This window comes from Vibrio cincinnatiensis (genome assembly GCF_022113815.1).
Classification (GTDB): domain Bacteria; phylum Pseudomonadota; class Gammaproteobacteria; order Enterobacterales; family Vibrionaceae; genus Vibrio; species Vibrio cincinnatiensis_A.
The window spans coordinates 66699-87865 of sequence record NZ_SGOM01000009.1; the positions used below are offsets into that span (position 1 = coordinate 66699).

General features: G+C 44.4%; 20 protein-coding genes. 18 read left to right on the forward strand and 2 right to left on the reverse strand.

Features of this window, described 5'->3' with window-relative positions; genetic code table 11:
* The first annotated feature begins 1 nt into the window (after position 1).
* The 11 genes from EXA13_RS12210 to tatC all read left to right on the forward strand — a co-directional run bounded on the left by EXA13_RS12210 (position 2) and on the right by tatC (position 10053).
* Positions 2–781 (forward strand): L-ribulose-5-phosphate 4-epimerase, encoded by a 780-nt coding sequence (locus EXA13_RS12210; RefSeq protein ID WP_238115855.1) that lies wholly within the window; start codon positions 2–4, stop codon positions 779–781.
* A complete protein-coding gene (gene araA / locus EXA13_RS12215) occupies positions 765–2267 on the forward strand; it encodes an L-arabinose isomerase (RefSeq protein ID WP_238133417.1) in 1503 nt (500 codons plus the stop codon). The genes EXA13_RS12210 and araA overlap by 17 nt, the downstream gene beginning before the upstream one ends.
* 54 nt (positions 2268–2321) lie before the next feature.
* Positions 2322–2852: a hypothetical protein gene (locus EXA13_RS12220; protein WP_238133418.1), complete on the forward strand. Its 531-nt coding sequence runs from the start codon at positions 2322–2324 to the stop codon at positions 2850–2852.
* Positions 2849–3763: an arabinose operon transcriptional regulator AraC gene (gene araC, locus EXA13_RS12225; protein ID WP_238133419.1), complete on the forward strand. Its 915-nt coding sequence runs from the start codon at positions 2849–2851 to the stop codon at positions 3761–3763. Before EXA13_RS12220 ends, araC begins: the two co-directional genes overlap by 4 nt.
* A gap of 153 nt (positions 3764–3916) precedes the next feature.
* On the forward strand, positions 3917–5449 hold the full coding sequence (rmuC, locus tag EXA13_RS12230) for a DNA recombination protein RmuC (RefSeq protein WP_238133479.1): 1533 nt from the start codon (positions 3917–3919) through the stop codon (positions 5447–5449).
* Positions 5450–5498: 49 nt separating this feature from the next.
* Positions 5499–6278, forward strand: coding sequence for a bifunctional demethylmenaquinone methyltransferase/2-methoxy-6-polyprenyl-1,4-benzoquinol methylase UbiE (ubiE, locus tag EXA13_RS12235; protein WP_238133420.1), 780 nt, complete (start codon positions 5499–5501; stop codon positions 6276–6278).
* 9 nt (positions 6279–6287) lie between these two features.
* A complete protein-coding gene (locus EXA13_RS12240) occupies positions 6288–6893 on the forward strand; it encodes a ubiquinone biosynthesis accessory factor UbiJ (protein ID WP_238133421.1) in 606 nt (201 codons plus the stop codon).
* A complete protein-coding gene (gene ubiB, locus EXA13_RS12245) occupies positions 6890–8521 on the forward strand; it encodes a ubiquinone biosynthesis regulatory protein kinase UbiB (RefSeq protein WP_238133422.1) in 1632 nt (543 codons plus the stop codon). The genes EXA13_RS12240 and ubiB overlap by 4 nt, the downstream gene beginning before the upstream one ends.
* 56 nt (positions 8522–8577) lie before the next feature.
* A complete protein-coding gene (gene tatA, locus EXA13_RS12250; RefSeq protein ID WP_238133423.1) occupies positions 8578–8820 on the forward strand; it encodes a Sec-independent protein translocase subunit TatA in 243 nt (80 codons plus the stop codon).
* Between the two features lie 3 nt (positions 8821–8823).
* On the forward strand, positions 8824–9231 hold the full coding sequence (gene tatB / locus EXA13_RS12255) for a Sec-independent protein translocase protein TatB (RefSeq protein WP_238133424.1): 408 nt from the start codon (positions 8824–8826) through the stop codon (positions 9229–9231).
* 72 nt (positions 9232–9303) lie between these two features.
* Positions 9304–10053 carry a twin-arginine translocase subunit TatC gene (gene tatC, locus EXA13_RS12260; RefSeq protein WP_238133425.1) on the forward strand — a complete coding sequence of 250 codons (750 nt, stop codon included), beginning with the start codon at positions 9304–9306 and terminating at the stop codon, positions 10051–10053.
* Between the two features lie 27 nt (positions 10054–10080).
* On the opposite strand, the gene EXA13_RS12265 is transcribed toward tatC, so the two are convergent.
* Complete coding sequence (locus tag EXA13_RS12265; RefSeq protein WP_238133426.1) at positions 10081–10842, reverse strand: TatD family hydrolase; 762 nt, start codon at positions 10840–10842, stop codon at positions 10081–10083.
* Between the two features lie 195 nt (positions 10843–11037).
* Between EXA13_RS12265 and hemB the strand changes: the two genes are divergently transcribed.
* A complete protein-coding gene (gene hemB, locus EXA13_RS12270) occupies positions 11038–12084 on the forward strand; it encodes a porphobilinogen synthase (RefSeq protein ID WP_238133427.1) in 1047 nt (348 codons plus the stop codon).
* Positions 12085–12860: 776 nt separating this feature from the next.
* Positions 12861–15650: a DNA polymerase I gene (gene polA, locus EXA13_RS12275; RefSeq protein WP_238133428.1), complete on the forward strand. Its 2790-nt coding sequence runs from the start codon at positions 12861–12863 to the stop codon at positions 15648–15650.
* Positions 15651–16311: 661 nt separating this feature from the next.
* On the opposite strand, the gene yihA is transcribed toward polA, so the two are convergent.
* Positions 16312–16968, reverse strand: coding sequence for a ribosome biogenesis GTP-binding protein YihA/YsxC (yihA, locus tag EXA13_RS12280; RefSeq protein WP_238133429.1), 657 nt, complete (start codon positions 16966–16968; stop codon positions 16312–16314).
* A 142-nt stretch (positions 16969–17110) separates the two neighbouring features.
* Here yihA and EXA13_RS12285 point away from each other — a divergent pair, with 142 nt between their 5' ends.
* The 5 genes from EXA13_RS12285 to hemN all read left to right on the forward strand — a co-directional run bounded on the left by EXA13_RS12285 (position 17111) and on the right by hemN (position 21165).
* Positions 17111–17728 (forward strand): c-type cytochrome, encoded by a 618-nt coding sequence (locus EXA13_RS12285; protein WP_238133430.1) that lies wholly within the window; start codon positions 17111–17113, stop codon positions 17726–17728.
* A gap of 210 nt (positions 17729–17938) precedes the next feature.
* Positions 17939–18577 carry a class I SAM-dependent methyltransferase gene (locus EXA13_RS12290; RefSeq protein WP_238133431.1) on the forward strand — a complete coding sequence of 213 codons (639 nt, stop codon included), beginning with the start codon at positions 17939–17941 and terminating at the stop codon, positions 18575–18577.
* Positions 18577–19140, forward strand: a complete 564-nt coding sequence (yihI, locus tag EXA13_RS12295; RefSeq protein ID WP_238133432.1) for a Der GTPase-activating protein YihI — start codon at positions 18577–18579, stop codon at positions 19138–19140. Before EXA13_RS12290 ends, yihI begins: the two co-directional genes overlap by 1 nt.
* A 9-nt stretch (positions 19141–19149) precedes the next feature.
* Positions 19150–19638 (forward strand): DUF2489 domain-containing protein, encoded by a 489-nt coding sequence (locus tag EXA13_RS12300; RefSeq protein WP_238133433.1) that lies wholly within the window; start codon positions 19150–19152, stop codon positions 19636–19638.
* Between the two features lie 138 nt (positions 19639–19776).
* Positions 19777–21165 (forward strand): oxygen-independent coproporphyrinogen III oxidase, encoded by a 1389-nt coding sequence (gene hemN, locus EXA13_RS12305; protein ID WP_238133434.1) that lies wholly within the window; start codon positions 19777–19779, stop codon positions 21163–21165.
* Positions 21166–21167 lie beyond the last annotated feature (2 nt).

Here is a 21167-nt window from a genome sequence, read left to right on the forward strand (position 1 = left end):
TATGACAGCGCAAGCCGTAGGCAACTCGACCCATACACAGGCTCAGCGACTGCGTCAGCTACGTCATGAGGTGTGGCAAGCAAATTTAGATTTGCAGCGGCATAACCTGGTGACATTTACCTGGGGCAATGTCTCTGCCATTGACCGTGAGTCAGGGTTGGTGGTGATCAAGCCCAGTGGTGTCGCTTATGAAGATCTTTCGGCTGACAACATGGTCGTGGTTGATTTAGCCGGACAAGTCGTGGAGGGGGATTTGAATCCCTCTTCTGATACCGCCACCCATTTAGTGATGTATCGCACCTATCCGGAGATTGGTGGCGTGGTACATACCCATTCTCCGCACGCGACATCTTGGGCGCAAGCGGGTAAAGCCATTCCCGCTCTTGGTACCACGCATGCGGATTATTTTTACGGCAGTATTCCGTGTACCCGAGCGTTAACCAACGCTGAAATTGCCAGTGATTATGAACACAATACCGGTTTGGTTCTGGTCGAGACCATCGCAGAGCGCGATCCTATGGCCATTCCCGGCATCATCGTCAAAGAACACGGCCCTTTTAGTTGGGGAAGTGATGCGCATCAGGCTGTACACAATGCCGTCGTGATGGAAGTGGTCGCCGCGATGGCGTTGCAAACACTACAAATTAATCCAGCGGTTCAATACATCAATCAAGCTCTGCTCGATAAGCACTATCTGCGCAAACATGGCGCAAATGCGTATTACGGGCAATCAGCAGCGAACAAAAAATCATTAAGGGAAAGCGATGAAAGTATTCAATGATAAACACGTATGGTTTGTAACGGGTTCTCAACACTTATACGGGCCAAAAGTTTTGCAGCAAGTGGCGCAAGACAGTGCTCAGATCATAGCTGGGCTGAACAGCGCCAATGACATTTCTGTTCCGATGGTGGATAAAGGAACCGTAAAAACGGCTGATGAAATTCTTAACGTTTGTCGTGCGGCGAATAATGATCCGGACTGTTTGGGGCTTGTGTTGTGGATGCATACCTTCTCACCTGCAAAAATGTGGATCGCAGGTTTGTCACAGCTTAATAAACCTTTCTTACATTTACATACTCAGTTCAATGCGGCCCTACCGTGGGATTCGATCGACATGGACTTTATGAACCTCAACCAAAGTGCTCATGGTTGTCGTGAGTTTGGCTTTATCGGTACACGAATGGATATCGATCGCAAAGTGGTGGTTGGGCATTGGCAAAATCCACAAGTACATAAGCAAATAGACGATTGGTGCCGAGCCGCGGTGGGTGTGGCTGTTGGTCAACGTCTGAAAGTGGCTCGCTTTGGTGATAATATGCGCCAAGTTGCGGTAACGGAAGGGAATAAGGTTTCCGCACAAATCCAATTTGGCTACGAAGTGAATGCGTATGGCTTGGGTGAATTAACCGAAGCGGTTGAGTCAGTCTCTGATGCTGATGTGGCCTACCTGTTAGAGGAATACGCTTCACGGTATGAAATGAGTCCAACACTGCTGAGTGATGCGGCCACGCTAAAAATCATGCAGCGAGAAGCGCGTTTAGAAATGGGTATGGAGCGCTTTTTGACGGACGTTGGTGCCAGTGCTTTTACCAATACGTTTGAAAACTTGACGGGGCTAGGATCTTTACCTGGGTTGGCGACGCAACGCTTAATGGAAAAAGGCTTTGGTTATGGCGGTGAAGGTGACTGGAAAACCGCCGCGATGGTGCACATCATGAAGCAAATGGGCCAAGGTCGCCTAGGGGGAACTTCCTTTATGGAAGATTACACCTATCACTTTGGTGGCAATGATCAGGTGCTGGGGGCGCATATGTTGGAAGTGTGTCCGAGTATTGCTGCAGCCAAGCCAAAGTTAGAAATTCATCAACATACGATTGGGTTACGCTGTGAGGTTCCTCGTTTGCTGTTTAGCGGTCAAAAAGGGCCATCGCTGAATGTTTCCGTGATTGATCTCGGCAACCGCTTCCGTATGTTGGTGAACTGTTTGAATACAGTTGAGCCACCACAAAGCCTGCCACACCTTCCTGTCGCTCATGCATTATGGGAACCATTACCGAATTTGCAAACAGCGGCAGCGGCATGGATTCACGGTGGTGGCGCGCACCATAGTGCTTACAGTCAGTCTGTCAGTGTTGATATGCTAACGGATTACGCGGATATCTTAGGTATGGAAATGGTGCTGATTGACCAAGAAACGGAACTGCGTAAATTTAAGTCGGACCTTAAAATGCAAAGTGTTTACTATCGCTTAGCTTCCGGCGTATAACAAGGGGATTGCCCTCTGCATGGCAGAGGGCATGACCAAAAGAGGGAATGCATCGTGAAGGTAGAAGAGTCTTACTTGGCGGCAGGCTTCGATATTCATCATCAAGGGTGGACGCTGAAGGTGTCGGCTCACTCTCCCACAGAGTTTCAACTGCTGCATGGTCATGAATTATGTTATCAGGGCAAGTTGGAGTTGATTAATAACGGGGAATTGCTGGATGTTTCGCAGGCTGAATGGAAATTTCGTCACCGCCCTGATCGCATCGAGCAATGGTGCCAATGGCATCATACCGATAAGCTGTCGCTGAATATGAACTATTATTTTCATCAGCAAGCTCTGGTTATTGAATACTTAGCACGCAACAGCATTCCCACTCGATTAGATATCCGGCATGTGATTGAACCGTTTAACTCGGCTTTACAAGCATTCCCCTCGTCTTCTTCATCCCAAATGGATACGCAGAAAATAGATTGGCCGCGCTCACGTCATGGCCTTCCGAGCGACTTTATTCGTCAAGCTGCGAAAACCGATCTCTTTCGTGAAGCTTTTTCCGCCACTCAGTGGATCGTATTAGGAAAAGTGTGAACTCAAAAATCGCAATACTGGCTGGCTCCCCTTACACTAATGCAAGAGAAAAACTGGGTAACTGTTGGTCTATGCAAAATACCGATCCTCTTAAACCGGGGTATAATTTTGACGCTCATTTGGTCGCGGGGCTAACACCGATCATTGAAGGTGATGAGCTGGATTACACCATTGATCGACCCAATGGTATGAAAGGCTACATTATCAATTTCACCAGCAAAGGCGAGGGCACCATTTTTTCTGGTGAGCAGATGTTTCATGTGAAACCTGGCGACTTATTATTATTTCCACCGAGTGCTGCGCACTTTTATCATCGCAAGACGGACTCAGCCTCTTGGTTTCACCGCTGGGTTTATTTTCGTCCACGCGCTTTTTGGAATGATTGGCTCAGTTGGCAAGAAGAACACAACGGCGTTTACTTAACTCGTGGTTTGGATAGCCAGATTGTTGAGTACATTGAAAACCTATTTGTGGATATTGAATACACCGCCAAGTCAGACATGCCTTATCGTGACGATTTAGCCATTAATTTACTTGAGCAGTTATTGATTCGTTGTAAAACCGTGCAGCCAGATGTTGTCAGTAAGCCGCTTGACCCGAGAATCATTCAAGCGATCAACTACATGACGCAAAATCTCAATCAAGATTTTACCCTAGAAGAGATTGCCGCTCACACTTGCCTTTCTCCATCGCGGCTTGGACATCTGTTTCGAGAGCAGATGAAAATGACCATTACTCAGTGGCGAGATGATCAGCGGATCAGCCGGGCTAAGCAACTGTTGGTCACCACACATTATTCCGTTAACCATATTGGGCGTATTGTTGGTTATTCTGATCCGCTCTATTTTTCCCGAGTGTTTAAGCGTAAGGCGGGCGTGAGCCCGAAACAGTATCGAGAACAGATCACCTGATCATCGAAATCATCCGGTTTCTAGAGTGGGCGTTGTTCCAACGAATCTTTTTTGATCTTGGTTTCGTGAGGAATAATGACGCGAAGAACTGGACATTTATCCAGTGTCACCCTACCATTTTCAGTCATGATCATCATCAGCGAATCTTTGACTATGCAATGGATTATTGAACACTCTTCCCTTCTTATTGGTATGTTAGCCGCTGCTGGGCTTTCTGGTGTTACGATCGCTGGGTGGATGAAGCAAAAAATGCGGCTACAGGTTGAATTGCTCCAGCAGCAATTAACCAGTGAAACGCATTGGCATGCTCAACAAACTGCTCAATTACAACACTCTTTGCAGCAAGCTCAACAAGAGCTGGATGAACTAGATCAGCAACGAGATAAAGCCGAATTCGAATTAAAACAAGCGCATGGCAAAGTGATGGCGGTGATGGAAAAGCTGCGTTATTTCGAAGCCATTAAGCAAGAACGCCAGCAGTATGCTGAGCAACTTAACCAGATGCGTGATTTGAAAACGCAACTTGAAGTGCAACTGCATGAGCAGCAGGCAAGGCATGAGCAACAACTGGCTGCAAGCCAAGACAAATTACAGTTATTAGAGCGGGCAGAAGAGCGGTTAAAGCAGCAGTTTGAGCAGCTCGCAAACCAAGTGTTTGAGCATAAGACGGCGAAAGTGGATGTGCAAAACAAACAGAGCTTGGAAGGTTTGCTTTCGCCGCTTAAAGAGCAGTTGGAAGGGTTTAAAAAACAAGTCAATGACAGCTTTAATCAGGAAGCCAAAGAACGTCACACCTTAGTGCATGAGTTGCGTAACTTGCAGCAGTTAAATGAACAGATGGCCAAAGAGGCATTGAACTTAACTCAAGCGTTGAAAGGGGACAATAAGCAGCAAGGGAACTGGGGCGAAGTGGTGCTTGCGCGAGTCTTGGCTGAATCGGGTTTACGAGAAGGGCATGAATATCAGACGCAAGTCAGCTTGCAAAATGAAGCGGGTAAGCGGTATCAACCCGATGTGATTGTTCATTTACCTCATGATAAACAGGTGGTGATTGACTCGAAAATGGCCTTAGTCGCTTATGAGCGCTACTTTCATGCCGAGACTGACCCCGAACGAGATCAAGCATTGCGAGATCACTTACTCGCTTTGCGTAACCACATCAAAGGGTTAAGCCAAAAAGATTATCATCAACTCAAGGGCTTACACTGTTTAGATTATGTACTGATGTTTATCCCGGTTGAACCTGCTTTTCAGGTCGCCATCCAAGCGGATCCAAGCTTAGTGAAAGATGCAATGGAACAGAATATTATTTTGGTTAGCCCAACCACTTTATTGGTTGCACTGCGCACCATTGATAATCTATGGCGTAATGAACGTCAGAACCAGAACGCTCAAATTATCGCGGAACGAGCCAGTAAGTTATACGATAAGCTGCGTTTATTTGTGGACGATATGCAAGGGCTGGGTGGGGCATTGGATCGTGCGAATCAAAATTATCAAGCTGCGATGAATAAATTAGCGACAGGACGAGGCAATGCCATTCGCCAAGCTGAAAGTTTTAAGCAGCTAGGGGTTGAAGTCAAACGCTCGATAGCCAGTGAATGGATAGAAAAGTCACAGCGTGAGTCGGATACCGAATTTGCCCCTTTAGTAGAAAGACATCCCGCTGAGGATAAAGTAAACTAACCGCCCGCAGTTGCAGTTTTCGGTGTATGGCTGCCTAAGAGGAACGAGAATGACGGATATCAGCGCACAAACAAACCCAGTAGAAGATAATGAAACCACCCATTTTGGGTTTTCCACCGTTGCTAAAGATGAAAAAGTCACAAAAGTGGCACAGGTTTTTCACTCTGTGGCGGCCAAATACGACATTATGAACGATTTAATGTCAGGGGGGATTCACCGTCTATGGAAGCGATTCACTATTGATTGTGCAGGCGCTCGCCCTGGCCAACGTATCCTTGATTTAGGTGGCGGGACGGGGGACCTTACCGCAAAATTCTCTCGTATTGTGGGAGACAAAGGGCATGTCATTCTGGCGGATATTAACAATTCGATGCTGAATGTTGGGCGGGATAAATTGCGTGATCACGGTGTGATCGGCAATGTCCATTATGTTCAAGCTAACGCAGAAGAACTGCCTTTCCCTGATAACTATTTCGATTGCATTACCATCAGTTTTTGCCTGCGCAATGTAACCGACAAAGATAAAGCCTTGCGGTCGATGTTTCGTGTCTTAAAGCCGGGTGGACGTTTGTTGGTATTGGAATTTTCTAAACCCGTTTTAGACCCCCTCTCTAAAGTTTATGATGCTTATTCCTTCCATATCTTACCGAAAATGGGCCAATTGATTGCCAATGATGCAGACAGTTATCGTTATTTAGCTGAATCCATTCGCATGCATCCCGATCAAGAAACGTTAAAAGGGATGATGGAAGAGGCGGGATTTGAGCAAACCCGTTATTACAACCTCACTGGTGGTATTGTTGCTCTGCATCGTGGTTATAAATTTTAAGGGTGACTTATGCCGTTTCAGCCACTGATCACTGCGGTGATGGAAACCGCACTGAATACCTTCATTCAGGACGACCCAGAACTGGGGCGTCGACTGGCTCGCTTGAAAGGGCAAGTGATTCAGCTCCATATCAAAGAACTTAATCAAACCTTCACTTTTGTGTTTAGCCAACAAATTGATGTGTTGGCGCAATATGAAGGAAAAGCTGATTGCTACCTATCTGTTCACCTTTCGGTATTACCTGAGTTGCGTGAACAGGCCAATATTACTCAGTTGATTAAGCAAGATCGCTTAATGGTGCAAGGGGATATTCAGCTCGCACAAAAATTTGCTCAATTGATGAAAGATTGTCAGCCAGATTTAGAAGAGTGGCTCTCTCGAGTCACAGGGGATGTGGTTGCTCATACTCTGGTGCAAGGCGCTAAAAAGATGGGCCGTTTGGTGAATGACGGTGTGGATAAGCAGCAACATCATTGGGCCCAAATTTTAACGGAAGAGTGGCGTCTTGCTCCTCCACCGTTAGAAGTGGCTTATTTTTGTGATCAAGTGGATGACGTAACCAGTCAGGCAGCGCGAGTGGAAGCTAGATTGAATCGGTTACTGGAAAAAGTATGACTCTGGCAGAACTTAAACGCTTGTACCGCATCATAAAAGTACAACTGGAATACGGTTTAGATGAATTGTTACCTGAGCATCAGCTCACTAAAGCGCCGATCTTAGCTCGTAAATCTCTGTTTTGGATCCGTAATCAGCATCGGGATAAGCCATTAGGAGAGCGATTACGGCTCGCCCTGCAAGAACTGGGGCCGGTATGGATAAAGTTTGGGCAGATGATGTCTACTCGTCGCGATCTCTTTCCTCCTCATATCGCGGATCAATTAGCATTACTGCAAGATAAAGTCGCTCCTTTTGATGGTAAGCGGGCAAAACAGCAGATGGAAAAAGCATTGGGAGGGGCACTGGAAACGTGGTTTGATGATTTTGATATTCAGCCGCTCGCCTCAGCCTCCATTGCGCAAGTACATACGGCAAAGCTTAAGTCGAATGGGCGAGAAATTGTATTGAAGGTCATTCGCCCAGATATTCGCCCGGTCATCGATGCGGATATTAAACTGATGTACCGTTTAGCTCGAATCATCGCCAAAGCGACGGATGAAGCTCGTCGGCTCAAACCGGTTGAAGTGGTTCGTGACTATGAGAAAACCTTGCTTGATGAATTGGATCTCCGTCGAGAAGCCGCCAATGCTATTCAGCTCAGACGCAATTTTGAGCAGAGCGAAGAACTCTATGTTCCGGAAGTGATTCCTGACTTTAGTAATCAAACTGTCATGGTTTCTGAGCGAATATATGGCATTCAAGTTTCCGACCTAGCCACATTGCACGCCAATGGGACGAACATGAAATTACTGGCTGAACGCGGTGTCAGTGTTTTCTTTACTCAAGTATTTCGAGACAGTTTTTTCCATGCAGATATGCACCCGGGGAATGTTTTTGTTAACCCCCAGCATCCAGAAAATCCGCAATGGATTGGGTTAGATTGTGGCATTGTGGGCACCTTGAATGCGGAAGATAAGCGCTATTTAGCGGAAAACTTCTTAGCTTTCTTTAACCGAGATTATCGTAAAGTTGCCCAATTGCATGTGGATTCCGGTTGGGTGCCGCATGATACCAATATTGATGAATTTGAAGTGGCGATTCGCATTGTTTGTGAACCGATTTTTGCTAAACCTTTGTGTGAAATCTCATTTGGTCACGTATTACTGAATCTGTTTAATACCGCAAGGCGTTTTCAGATGGAAGTTCAACCTCAGTTGGTTCTATTACAGAAAACATTGCTTTATGTGGAAGGATTAGGTCGTCAACTTTATCCTCAATTGGATTTATGGCAAACAGCGAAACCGTTTTTAGAGCAGTGGATGATGCAACAGGTTGGTCCACAAGCCGTGGTCCGTGCGGTAAAAGAAAAAGCTCCATTGTGGGCTGAAAAATTACCGGAATTGCCCGAGCTTCTCTATGATAGTTTAAAGCAAGGGAAAAACTTGAACATCCGGATGGAGCAGTTCTATCAAGGCTATCGAGCTTCAAAGCGGCAGCAATCCACTGGGCAGTTTTTATTTGGTGTTGGAGCAACTTTAGTCGTATGCTCAGCACTATTACTTACTCATTATCCATCACTCGCAGTAGGCAGTCTCTTTGCTGGCGCGGTCAGTTGGTGGTTAAGCTGGCGGGCTTACCGTCAATAAAGTAGATTATTTTTGATTATCAATCATTGTGTAACACATAACCCGAGGTAAAAAGCATGGGTGGTATCAGTATTTGGCAACTTCTTATTATTGCAGTTATCGTCGTCCTATTGTTTGGCACGAAAAAATTACGTGGCATCGGCAGTGACCTCGGTAGTGCAGTGAAAGGCTTTAAAAAAGCGATGTCAGAAGAAGAGACAACGAAACCAGAGCAAGATGCTGACTTTGAACAAAAAAACTTGCAACAAAAGAAAACTGAGTACTCCAGCGAGTCTCAAAAAGACAAAGAGCAGGCATAAATTGTGTTTGATATCGGTTTTTGGGAACTGATATTAATTTCGGTGGTAGCACTGGTGGTGCTTGGCCCAGAGCGGTTACCCCATGCTATTCGTAGTGTGGCGAAATTTGTTGCTGCGGCGAAAGGGATGGCAAACAGTGTAAAGGATGAGCTGGCTCATGAGCTGAAGGTTCAAGAGTTGCAGGAGCATTTACGCAAAGCTGAGCAGTTAGGAATGAAAAACTTATCACCAGAGCTACAAGATTCTGTGGATAAGTTAAAGCAGGCGGCACAAGATGTGCAACGTCCTTATGCTCCTACTGCTGATGCCGCGAAGAGTGATGTGTCCTCTGGCGAGATAAATGAGTCACAGCCATCATCCACTACGACGGTGGAGCCTGCAGTAAAAGCGGCGAAACATCACACCGATTAATTCAGAGATTGTATTTATAAAGAGTGATAGCTTGAAACTGTCACTCTTTTTTCAACATTTGTTGAGGTCAGAATGTCATCCGTCGAACAGACTCAGCCGTTAATTAGCCATTTGCTGGAATTGCGTGATCGTCTTTTACGCAGTATTGCAGCGGTGATTTTAGTCTTTATCGGCTTAATTTACTTTTCAAATCATATCTATGAGTTTGTCTCTCGGCCACTGGTCGAACGCTTACCGGAAGGGGCAACCATGATAGCCACCGATGTGGCTTCTCCCTTTTTTACCCCACTCAAGTTGACGTTAATTGCAGCGGTTTTTTTGTCGGTACCCTACATTCTTTATCAGGTCTGGGCTTTTGTTGCCCCTGGCTTATACAAGCATGAACGGCGGCTCATTTTTCCGCTACTCATGTCCAGTTCTCTGCTGTTTTATTGTGGCGTCGCTTTTGCTTATTTTGTGGTGTTTCCGCTGGTCTTTGGTTTTTTTACCGCGATTTCTTTAGGTGGGGTTGAGTTTGCGACTGACATTGCCAGCTATTTAGATTTTGTACTCGCATTATTTTTAGCTTTTGGTGTCGCGTTTGAAGTGCCTGTTGCGATTATTCTTCTGTGCTGGACAGGGGCGACAACCCCGAAAGCCTTAGCTGCAAAACGTCCGTATATTGTGGTTGCTGCTTTTGTCGTCGGGATGTTGCTCACTCCTCCAGATATCATTTCACAAACCTTGTTAGCGATTCCGATGTGCTTATTATTTGAAGTGGGGTTGTTTTTTGCTCGCTTCTACGGTCAAAGAGAGCGAGCTGAAGAGCAAGAGGTGGAATAAGTGAGGGTAAAGAAAAATCGGTTCAACCTATAGATTAAATAAACGTTTAGCATTTATTGTCGTCAGATCATTGACTTCTTGAAGCGAAATCTCCCGTAATTCAGCAATACGTTGAGCCACCAAGCGTGTATAGGCGGGTTCGTTTCGCTTTCCTCTATGCGGTACAGGGGCGAGATAAGGGCAGTCCGTTTCTAGTATCACATAGTCGAGATCTAAATGTGGGATAACCTTATCCATACCACCATTTTTAAAGGTACTCACGCCACCTAAACCAAGATGAAAGCCGAGGCCATTGATGGCTTGAGCTTGCATAACACTTCCGCCAAAGCAATGAAAAACGCCACGGAGTTGGCCATTTTGTTCTTGCTTGAGCAGCGCTAACGTTTCTTCAATCGAATCACGAGTATGGATAACCACTGGAAGGTTGAGATCTTTCGCCCATTTCAATTGAGTAATAAAGGCCATTTCTTGCTCTGCGCGGTAGGTTTTATCCCAGTAGAGATCGATGCCAATTTCTCCGACGGCGATAAAGTCCCGTTGGCCGAACCACGTTTCGATAGAGGCTAAGGTTTGTTCGACGTCACGATTTACATAGCAGGGATGGAGCCCCATCATTGAGTGGCATAGTGTGGGGTAAGCGGCTTCAGTGGCGAGCATGGGGGCAATAGAGTTGAGATCGATATTGGGCAGGAGTATGTGTTCAATCCCTTGCTCAATCGCACGTTGAATGACGAGATCTCTATCACGATCAAATTCGCTAGCGTAGATATGGGCATGGGTATCTATCATAGTTTTCACTTAAATAAGAAGATGTCATTCGGGATAAATAGTATACGTGAGTGCACGCAAGAGATCATTTTTTGTATTTTCATCGATTGATCCTAGCGTGTAATAGCCAGAGTGATATGATTTCAGCAATACTTCCAATCATGTCCGTTATCGCAATAGCTTGCAGGTTGGCGGGCTACCAATAAGGAGAGTCGAGTGTCAGTATCCATTCAAGGTCAGTTTCCTGGGCGTCGTTTACGCCGCGTGCGCAAACATGATTTTAGCCGTCGTTTAGTGGCAGAAAATCAACTATCGGTTAATGATTTGATTTATCCAATGTTTATTCTCATGGGTAAAGATCGTCGAGAGCCTGTAGAGTCAATGCCTGGTGTTGAACGTTTGTCCATCGACTTACTACTAGAAGAAGCGCAGTACTTGGCCAAGTTAGGTATTCCTGCCATTGCTCTCTTCCCTGTTGTGACTCAAGATGCCAAAAGCCTCGATGCATCGGAAGCTTATAATCCAGATGGTTTAGTGCAGCGAGCGGTTAAGCTGCTGAAAGAGCATGTGCCACAAATGGGGGTCATTACGGATGTGGCATTAGATCCATTCACCACTCATGGGCAAGATGGCATTATCGATGAAACCGGTTATGTCCTGAACGAAGAAACGACGGAAGTACTGGTTAAACAAGCGTTGTCCCATGCGGAAGCGGGCGCTGATGTTATTGCACCTTCCGATATGATGGATGGTCGTATTGGGCGGATTCGTCAAGCGTTAGAAGATGCGGGACATATTCATACGCAAATCATGGCTTATTCAGCGAAATACGCCTCTTGTTATTATGGGCCGTTTCGTGATGCGGTTGGCTCTGCCAATAATTTGAAAGGCGGTAACAAGAAAAATTACCAGATGGATCCGGCGAACAGTGATGAAGCCTTGCATGAAGTGGCGATGGACATCAATGAAGGCGCTGATATGGTGATGGTCAAGCCTGGAATGCCTTATTTGGATGTGGTACGACGAGTTAAAACAGAACTGCAAGTGCCGACATTTGCTTACCAAGTTTCGGGCGAATATGCGATGCATAAAGCAGCGATTGATCATGGTTGGTTAAAAGAGCGAGAAACGGTGATGGAATCGTTACTGTGTTTTAAACGTGCTGGGGCCGATGGCATTTTGACTTACTTTGCTAAGCAAGTGGCAGAATGGTTATTAGAAGAGCAGGCACAAGCCGTACAACATTTACGTGAAAATAAATGATTGAGTTCAATGATGAGAGGCTGACTATTTTTTCAACCAACCTCTCAGCTTGTTTACCCTTTTTTACGAATGTAATTAGCCAAAACATTTACCATTCGAATCTCTTTTTTATCAAATGATATTTTTTATCATTTAACTCTTGACTCTGTAATGATAATGATTATTATTAACCTCGTCTTAGGGAACAAACATCGTTAACTCATCGGTTGCTTTCTCTTCTTGAGGGGGACTTCAGGTTGTCGTTAGCAACAGAGAAAACGTGAATTTGTTCTTTTTGACACGACATTGCTCACATTGCTTCCAGTGTAATATTTAGCTTTATGGTAGGCTGATCATCGATTGAATGAGCTTTACCTGTTATCGCTAGGCGACATCTTAGGATGTCGCTTTTTTTATGCTTGCGACATATTTTTATGTTTCGGGTCTAAATCACCAAAAAAGCGCCATCCATTTCAGTTTCTTTTGGAGGATCTCGAACTGGGTAAAAGAGCATCGTGTATCTTTTCCACAGTTCATGATCGCAAAAGGATCATTGGTGTTTTTATCGATCTTGTTTAAATTACTTAAAAAACAGTATCTTAATTTTGATTCTTGTCTGTAGTAAGATTTATTTTGTTTATGTGGATAAAATGTATAAACAGACTTATCCACAGAATGGTGGTTCATTAAGCAGGATAAGAATGACATCGGCGGAGCTCGTTGTGTTGTCAGCATGGAAACCAATCGGTAGTCGTGGCATCCTAAGCACTTATTGTTGCTGATCGGATAACAAAACTATGGCTCGTATCCCTGATAATCCTCTTATTTTGATTGATGGCTCTTCCTACTTATACCGTGCATTCCATGCCTATCCTGGCACGATGAGCAATGGTGAAATCCCGACCAATGCCATTTATGGGGTAGTGAATATGGTACGAGCAATGATGCGCCAATTCGCTTCCGATCGCATTGCTGTTATTTTTGATGCGAAAGGTAAAACCTTCCGTGATGAAATGTATGATCAATATAAAGCAAACCGCCCTCCTATGCCGGATGATCTCCGTTGCCAGATTGAACCTTTACATCAAATTATCCGAGCGATGGGGTTACCCCTTCTTTCGATTGAAGGCGTTGAAGCGGATGATGTGATAGGGACGCTAGCTCATCAGGCATCGCAAGCGGGCATGCCTGTACTCATTAGTACCGGTGACAAAGATATGGCTCAGTTGGTTGACGAGCATATTACCTTGATCAATACCATGACCAATGTAGTGATGGATCGTGAAGGAGTGATCGAAAAATTTGGTATTCCGCCAGAACTGATCATCGATTATCTCGCTTTGATGGGCGATAAAGTGGATAACATTCCTGGCGTACCGGGTGTGGGTGAAAAAACAGCTACCGCCCTTTTACAAGGAATCGGTGGTTTAAGTGATTTGTATGACAACTTAGATAAAATCGCTGAATTAGGCTTCCGAGGTTCTAAAACCATGGCGAAAAAACTGGAAGAAAATCGTGCTAATGCTCAGCTTTCTTATCAGCTTGCGACAATTAAGCGCGATGTTGAACTGGCACACACACCGGCATCTTTACTCAAAACCACGCCAGACCGAGATGCCTTGATGGCGCTGTATGGCAAGCTTGCATTTAAATCATGGCTAACAGAGTTATTAGACGGTGGTAGTGGTGTCGTGGAAGCGGTAGAAAGAAGCGGCTCAGTGGTTGAACATTCACCATCCAGTATTGCCAGTGAATCTCCGGCAATAAAAATTGATCGTAGCCAATACGAAACCATTTTGGACGAGCAGAGTTTTTATCGATGGTTGGAAAAACTGAAACAGGCCGAAGTTTTTGCCTTTGATACCGAAACCGATAGCCTTGATTATATGGTCGCCAATTTAGTTGGGGTATCCTTTGCGGTTGCAGAGGGGGAGGCGGCTTATGTGCCTGTTGCGCATGATTATCTTGATGTGCCTCAGCAACTTGATCGTGATTGGGTTCTGGCTCAGTTAAAACCGCTATTGGAAGATGCTCAGCAAGCAAAAGTGGGGCAAAACTTAAAATACGATGCAAGTGTATTGGCGCGTTATCATATTACCATGCGTGGTATTGCCCACGATACCATGCTGGCTTCCTATGTTTATAACAGTGTGGGTGGCAAGCATGATATGGATAGCTTAGCGTTGCGTTTTCTACAGCATAGCTGCATTTCGTTTGAGCAGGTTGCGGGCAAAGGTAAAAATCAGCTGACCTTCAACCAAATAGAATTAGAGCAAGCTTCTCCTTATGCAGCAGAAGATGCCGATGTCACCTTACAGCTGCATCACCGTTTACAAACGTTATTAAACGCGGATGAAAAGCTCAACACAGTTTATCGTCAGATAGAAGTTCCATTGGTTCCGGTTCTTTCTCGTATGGAACGGACAGGCGTGTTCATTGATGACCAATTACTCGGTATCCAGTCACAAGAAATTTCACAACGCTTGGTTGAATTAGAGCGTAAAGCGTATGACATTGCTGGGCAAGAGTTTAACTTAAGCTCTCCGAAACAGCTGCAAACCATTTTATTTGAACAAATGAAATTACCTGTGGTGAAAAAAACACCGTCTGGTACGCCTTCGACCAATGAAGAAGTGTTGCAAGAATTAGCTCTGGATTATCCACTGCCTGCTGTGATTCTCGAATATCGTGGTTTAGCCAAGCTCAAATCCACTTATACCGATAAATTGCCAAAAATGATCAACCCTGAGACAGGGCGAGTTCACACCTCTTATCATCAAGCGGTCACGGCAACGGGGCGTTTATCTTCTACCGATCCAAACTTACAGAACATTCCAATTCGTAACCAAGAAGGGCGTCGTATTCGTCAGGCCTTTATTGCGCCATCGGGATGGAAAATTATGGCAGTCGACTATTCACAGATTGAACTACGGATTATGGCACATCTGTCGGGCGACAAAGCGTTGTTGGAAGCTTTCCAACAGGGCAAAGATATCCATGCTGCGACTGCTGCCGAAATATTGGGTATTAGTATTGATCAAGTCACGAGTGAAGAGCGTCGTCGGGCGAAAGCCGTCAACTTTGGGCTTATCTATGGTATGAGTGCTTTTGGATTAGCCAAACAGTTGGGAATTCCTCGTTTCGAAGCTCAACACTATATGGATAAATACTTTGAGCGTTATCCTGGCGTGATGCAATATATGGAAGAGACGCGTAGCACCGCCGCGGAGCAAGGTTATGTTGAAACCATTTTTGGGCGTCGTCTCCATCTACCGGAAATTAAATCGCGCAATGGGATGAGACGTAAGGCAGCTGAGCGAGCGGCAATTAACGCGCCGATGCAAGGCACGGCGGCTGATATTATAAAAAAAGCCATGCTACTGGTGGATAATTGGATTGAAGCAGAAGGTCAGGGACGCGTGAAGTTGCTGATGCAAGTACATGATGAACTGGTCTTTGAAGTGGAAGAGTCCGCTTTGTCCGAAATTGAAAGTAAAGTACAGAAATTAATGGAATCAGCGGCAACACTTAAGGTGCCTTTAGTTGCGGATACGGGGCATGGAAATAATTGGGATGAGGCACATTAAGCCTAAATAGCCCTTAAAACTCTCCAAATGTATGAGCCAGCGCACAGTCGCTGGCTTTTTTTTACAAATAAAAAAGTAAACGCGTTTCAAATGCTTATGTTATTTAACAAAAAATTAATGAAAAAAAACTACAAAAACAGTTTTCATTTCTGACCAATTGTTGTACATTTAATTCCGTAGGGTACAGAGGTAAGATGTTCTATCTTTCAGACCTTTTGTTTCACGTTATTGGATTAGGCTGATTCAGCCGCCCCAGTCACCTTTTGACTGGGGCGTTTTTTATTGGGCTTCCTTTCATTTTTCCTCGTTTTTCTTTCCTCAATAGATGTGCAATATCCTTCAATAAAGCTTTCGGTTGCTGATCAACACAAGATGGGCTCCACTGTCATTTTTGTAATTAAACACCAATCACATTTCTCATTTTTTCTAGAAAAAAACTAAGTGCTCTTTTTTGTGTTTTTAATTTAATTTATTGAATTTGCTTGAAATATTTTTTCAAGATAAAAAGCGGAGAGATAAAATTCGTGAGCTAGGGATGTTGTAATCTGGGCGAGTTTGGGGAATGCTAGAGGCATAATAATAATTACCTCCTATTTCTCTCCCGTTGCCCCACCAGGATGGTGGGGATTTTTATTTCTAGTGGAGTGTATTTACCTGAGCTTTATTCAGAAGGGGAATCTTGGCTCTCTGTTTGTTGTGCTGCGAGTTGCTGTAATTGTGGCGCAAACCAATGATCGAGTTTCTGACGCAGCGTATCGACACCAAGCCCATTTAATGATGAAAAGACATCAACGCTGACATCACCACCAAATGTTAGTGCTTGCTCTCTAATTTTCAGCAGTTGTGCTTTACGAGCCCCACTTTTTAGTTTGTCGGCTTTAGTGAGCAGCACCTGAACAGGAATTGCACATTCTACCGCCCAAATAATCAATTGTTGGTCGAGGTCTTTCATCGGATGGCGAATATCCATCAAAACGACTAACCCTTTTAGGCAAGTACGCTGTTGCAAATATTCCCCCAACGATTGTTGCCATTTTTTCTTCATTTCGAGCGGGACTTGGGCGAATCCATAACCAGGTAGGTCTACAATATGACAGCCATCGGTGACTTTAAATAGGTTAATGAGCTGAGTTCGACCGGGGGTTTTACTGGTTTTAGCTAAACTCTTTTGGTTTGTTAATCGGTTGAGAGCGCTGGATTTCCCAGCATTTGAGCGTCCTGCAAACGCAATTTCGATACCTTCATCTTCAGGAAGATGGCGAATATCTGGTGCACTGGTAATGAAATGCGTGTTTTGGTAATGAATTTTTACGCTCACGGTTCTGTTAACTCCATCTCGACTTTTTTGTAGTCAATTGATTACTTTTTTGTGAATTTGTGTAAAATAAATGTGCTCGGAACGAGATTGCTTATTGTACCATGAGTGGTACTGGAAGCTTGATAATTATAAATGGAATGTCATGAAGAAATTAGCGCTAATCTTGAGTATTTTAGCCAGCAGCTCTGTGTGGGCGCAAGGCAGTATTGAAGCAGGTCAAGCAAAGTCGGAAACCTGTGTTGCCTGCCACGGTGCTGATGGGAACGGTATAATGACTACCTATCCTAAAATTGCTGGCCAACATGTGACTTACCTAGAGAAACAGTTGAAAGATCTAAAACTGGGCATGGTAAGTAGCGGGAAGCAAGGGCGATATGACCCCGTCATGAGTGCGATGGCCATGCCATTGAGTGAACAAGATATGGCAGATCTTGCTGCGTATTATGCCTCTTTACCGATTTCAGAGAATGCGACACCAGAAGAGGTGGTTGAAGCCGGTAAGGTGTTATACAGCGCCGGTGATCTCTCTCGTGGTTTAACTGCGTGTATTGCTTGTCATGGGCCTCGAGGTAATGGAACGGAGCTTTCTGGCTTCCCCAAAATATCAGGTCAACATGCCGATTACATTAAGCTTCAGCTAGAAAAGTTTCGTGATGATAGCCGTAATAACGACATGAATGCCATGATGCGTGATGTTGCGAAAAAACTCACCGATGCTGATATTGATGTCCTTTCGAAATATGTTGGTGGTTTGCACTAACGTCCGGAGATGGTTCATTTTTGAATTAAATATCCAGTGATAACCCTTGCTCATCAGGCGCAGGGGTTGCACTGCCATTGTTCTTTTCTTGCCATGATTTCACATGTGTTGTCCTATTTTTTTCAATATTGATGAAATTTTAACCTTCTCCTCTCCACTCTATCGCTCATTTCTGGTATGTTGCGCATCCCCAAGTGGAGGAACGTTTGTATGCAAACTTGTACCTTATGTCACAGCCATCATGTTGAGGCTTATTTTGAAGATAAGCACCGCAACTATGTGCAATGTCAGGTGTGTCAATTGGTCTTTGTTCCTGCGGCCGAACGGTTGAGTGCAGAGCGTGAAAAAGCGTTCTATGATTTACATGAAAATAACCCTGATGATTTTGGGTATCGCCGCTTTTTATCACGGCTTTGTGAGCCGATGTTAGATAAACTGAACCCCCAATCTATCGGGTTAGATTTTGGTTGTGGTCCTGGGCCAACATTATCGCTTATGTTGGCAGAAGCGGGGCACAGTGTTGCATTGTATGATCACTTTTTCTATCCACAGAAAGAGGTGCTCAATACTTGCTATGATTTTATGACTGCCAGCGAAGTGATTGAACATTTGCATGATCCTTATACGGTCTGGCAGCAATGGCTGAATTTAGTTAAGCCGGGAGGCTGGATTGGTCTGATGACCAAACTGGTAAAAAACGTGGATGCGTTTGCTGGATGGCACTATAAAAATGATCTCACCCATGTGAGTTTTTTTAGTCGTGAAACCTTTCAGTTTCTGGCCGAGCGGGATAAGCTCGAACTTGAATTTATCGGTAGTGATGTAATTTTACTGAGGAAACCCCAGTAATGTCTCGAGAAAAGAAAACCAAAACAGGTATCAACGGTGACCTTGTTTTTGCTCGTAAACATAATCGTACAAATGCGGAAATTGAAGGCCGTGAACGCAAGAAACAGAAAAAGCGGAAAGGGTTAAAAAGTGGCAGCCGTCATTCTGATGGTAGTACTGCCAGTGAACGTGCGGTTGCTCAAGCGCGAGATCCTCGTTTAGGTAGTAAGAAAAAAATTCCACTCGTAGTTGAAACCAGCAAAAAGGCCAACAAACAAGCTCGCCGTTTAGATGCAGAGCAAGAATTGAAACAGTTGGAAAATGATGCACAGTTGAACGTCCTGCTTGACCGATTAGATAACGGTGAAAAGCTAGGTGCCGGTCTACAAAAATATGTTGATGAAAAACTGGATCGAATTGAAACCTTGATGAATCAACTTGGTTTATTGACCGATGAGCAAGAGGATGAAGGTGACATTGAAGAAGCTCACGCTCCGGCCAAACCAGTGCAGCGTAAACCCGCTTCGGATGATGAGTTATTAGCTCAGTTTGAAAAATTGGATCTAGACGAATACAAAGGATAAGACACGCACATGAATGTCACTTTATTCGCCGTTATTGGTGGTGCGCTGATTCTCGCTTTAGCGAGTTATGCCGCATACTTACTGTGGAAACTGAGGAAGCAGACTCAGTTACAGCAGCAACATCAAGCGTTAGCCATAGAAAAACGTAACGCGAATATTTTTGATAGCGTGAATACACTCTGTCTCGCAGGAATCCAAGGTCAGTGCGATTTGTCAGAAATTGCGATTCGCGTTTACTGCATTATGGATTATGTACAGGGTGCTCAGCGGGTTGATTTTGAACAAGAGTATCCAGCGTTGAGTGAGTTGTATCATATTGTCAAAGATATGCCGCGAGGTGAAGCTCGTCAGCAAATGATTAAGCAAGAGCGTATGCGACAAAATCTTACCCGACAAAAAGCGGAAGTTCGCTTAAATGATGCTATTGTTTCTGAACTCAAAGTACTACAAAAACGCGTGAAGCCGCTGAACCAGCAAATCCATATTCAAATGTTGTAATGGAGACTTACTCTAAAGAGGGAGTGATCCGGCTAGCAGTTTAGAATATTTTATCCGCAGATTGCTTTTTGCCACCCGACCTCATGTGCGTCGTGTGGCAAAATAGCGCGTTACAAATTCATAACGGAAAGAGTCACTATGTTGTCGCCAGTCGAACCCAGTCAACAAATCGTGTGGGATCAAGCCATTCTAGACAAGTACAACTACTCAGGGCCTCGTTACACTTCCTATCCAACAGCACTGGAATTTCATGAAGCGTTTACCATTGCTGAATACGATATGGCTTGTGCTCGTTATCCTGAACGACCGCTTTCTCTCTATATTCATATCCCGTTTTGTCATAAGCTTTGTTACTACTGTGGCTGTAATAAAATTATTACCCGCCATTCTCACAAAGCCGATGAATATCTTGATGTCCTTGAGCATGAAATTCGCCAGCGAGCTTCATTATTACAAAACCGCTTAGTCTCTCAATTGCATTTTGGTGGTGGTACGCCAACATTTCTGACCGATAAGCAAATCAGTCGCTTAATGAATTTGCTGCGTGAAGAATTTCAGTTTCAGCCAGAGGCTGAGATCAGCATTGAAGTTGATCCCCGTGAAATTGAGCTGTCGGTATTAGATCACCTCCATCATGAAGGCTTTAACCGGTTGAGTATTGGGGTTCAAGATTTTAATAAAGACGTTCAGAAGCTGGTGAATCGTGAGCAAGATGAGCAATTTATTATTGATTTAGTCGCACGAGCTAAAGAATTGGGTTTTCGTTCCACTAACCTTGATTTGATTTATGGCTTGCCTAAACAGACCGTGGCCAGCTTTCATCAAACATTAGAGCAAGTGGTACAAATGAAACCGGGGCGTTTGTCAGTCTTTAACTATGCCCATATGCCACAGCTCTTTGCGGCACAAAGAAAAATTAAGCAAGATGAATTACCTGTTGCCGAAGAAAAAATGGCAATTCTACAAGATAGTATTAATACGTTAACCGCGGCAGGCTATCAGTTTATTGGTATGGATCATTTTGCGCTGCCTGATGATGAATTAGCGATTGCTCAGCGTGAAGGCGTTTTGCATCGAAATTTTCAAGGTTATACCACACAAGGAAACTGTGATTTAGTGGGGTTTGGGGTGTCAGCGATTTCAATGGTTGGGGATGTGTACGCACAAAATCAGAAAGAGCTAAAACATTACTACCGCCAAGTGAATGAAATGCGACATGCTTTATGGAAGGGCGTCTCTCTTGATCAGGATGACTTACTGAGAAGGGAAGTTATCAAGCAGTTAATTTGTAATTTTAAACTCGATAAATCAGCGATTGAACAGCAGTTTTCGATTCAGTTTGATTGCTATTTTCAACCGGATTTATCGCTGCTAAAAACCTTCATTGATGATCAACTTGTGGAAGTGGATAAGCACTCCATCCAAGTTACATTGCGAGGCCGGTTACTAATTCGTAATATCTGTATGTGCTTTGATAAGTATTTACGCCAACGAGCGCGCCAGCAGCAGTTCTCTCGGGTTATATAATC